Annotated in this window: 1 rRNA gene (cut by a window edge); it reads left to right on the top strand. The window is 54.9% G+C overall.

Annotated features, from left to right (window positions below):
* Positions 1-92 precede the first annotated feature (92 nt).
* Positions 93-1915: ribosomal RNA gene (locus PSET11_RS16705) — 23S ribosomal RNA — on the top strand (it continues 1522 nt past the right edge of the window).

The raw sequence follows: 1915 nt of genomic DNA, 5'->3' as shown, positions 1-1915 counted from the left end.
TGATGCTGTTTCTGCTCTTTTGGGGTGGGGGTGGTGTTGTTCGTGTGTGGTTGGTTTTTCTTGGTTCTCTCGAAATGTTTTTTGATCTTTGTGGTCAAGTTTTTAAGGGCACACGGTGGATGCCTTGGCATTAGGAGCCGAAGAAGGACGTAGGAATCTGCGATAAGCCTGGGGGAGTCGATAACCGGACTGTGATCCCAGGGTGTCCGAATGGGGAAACCCCGCCAGGGGCGCGAGTTGCCTGGTGACCCGCATCTGAACACATAGGGTGTGTGGGGGGAACGCGGGGAAGTGAAACATCTCAGTACCCGCAGGAAGAGAAAACAATAGTGATTCCGTTAGTAGTGGCGAGCGAACGCGGATCAGGCTAAACCGTTCCATGTGTGATAGCCGGCGGGCGTTGCATGGTCGGGGTTGTGGGACTTTCCGTATTGGTTCTGCCGGACCAGTGGGGTGTGATGTGCAGGCATAGGTGAACGGTCTTGAAAGGCCGGCCAGAGAGGGTGTGAGCCCCGTAACCGTAATGTTTTGTGCCGCCCGGATGAGTATCCCAAGTAGCACGGGGCCCGAGAAATCCCGTGTGAATCTGTCAGGACCACCTGATAAGCCTAAATACTCCCTAATGACCGATAGCGGACCAGTACCGTGAGGGAAAGGTGAAAAGTACCCCGGGAGGGGAGTGAAACAGTACCTGAAACCGTGTGCTTACAATCCGTCGGAGCATCTGCGGCCCTTGTGGTCGTATGGGTGTGACGGCGTGCCTTTTGAAGAATGAGCCTGCGAGTTAGTGTTACGTCGCGAGGTTAACCCGTGTGGGGAAGCCGTAGCGAAAGCGAGTCTGAATAGGGCGTTGCAGTGGCGTGATCTAGACCCGAAGCGAAGTGATCTACCCATGGCCAGGTTGAAGCGACGGTAAGACGTCGTGGAGGACCGAACCCACTTCAGTTGAAAATGGAGGGGATGAGCTGTGGGTAGGGGTGAAAGGCCAATCAAACTTCGTGATAGCTGGTTCTCCCCGAAATGCATTTAGGTGCAGCGTTGCGTGTTTCTTGCTGGAGGTAGAGCTACTGGATGGCTAATGGGCCCTACAAGGTTACTGACGTCAGCCAAACTCCGAATGCCGGTAAGTGAGAGCGTAGCAGTGAGACTGTGGGGGATAAGCTTCATAGTCGAGAGGGAAACAGCCCAGACCACCAACTAAGGCCCCTAAGCGTGTGCTAAGTGGGAAAGGATGTGGAGTTGCGAAGACAACCAGGAGGTTGGCTTAGAAGCAGCCATCCTTAAAAGAGTGCGTAATAGCTCACTGGTCAAGTGATTCCGCGCCGACAATGTAGCGGGGCTCAAGTACACCGCCGAAGTTGTGGATTTCAAACAATAACTAAGCCTTCGTGGTTCAGGTGTTTGGAGTGGTAGGGGAGCGTCGTGTGGGCAGTGAAGTCGCGGTGTAAACCAGTGGTGGAGCCTACACGAGTGAGAATGCAGGCATGAGTAGCGAAAGACGGGTGAGAAACCCGTCCGCCGAATGATCAAGGGTTCCAGGGTCAAGCTAATCTGCCCTGGGTAAGTCGGGACCTAAGGCGAGGCCGACAGGCGTAGTCGATGGACAACGGGTTGATATTCCCGTACCGGCGAAAAACCGTCCATGGTGAACAGGGGATACTAACCGCCCGATACCTGCCCGCTCGCCCTTGTGGTGTTGTGGGTTTTGGTGGAGCGCGGGACCGTAACTTGGGAGTCAAGCGTATTAACAGGTGTGACGCAGGAAGGTAGCCAAGCCGGGCGATGGTTGTCCCGGTCTAAGGATGTAGGGCGAACGGTAGGCAAATCCGCTGTTCATGATGCCTGAGATCTGATGGGACCCCCGTTTGGGGGGATTTGGTGATCCTATGCTGCCGAGAAAAGCATCGACGCGAGG

This window comes from Arthrobacter ulcerisalmonis, assembly GCF_900609065.1.
In the GTDB taxonomy this organism is placed as follows: Bacteria; Actinomycetota; Actinomycetes; order Actinomycetales; family Micrococcaceae; genus Arthrobacter; species Arthrobacter ulcerisalmonis.
This window is presented reverse-complemented; position numbering and strand designations above follow the sequence as displayed.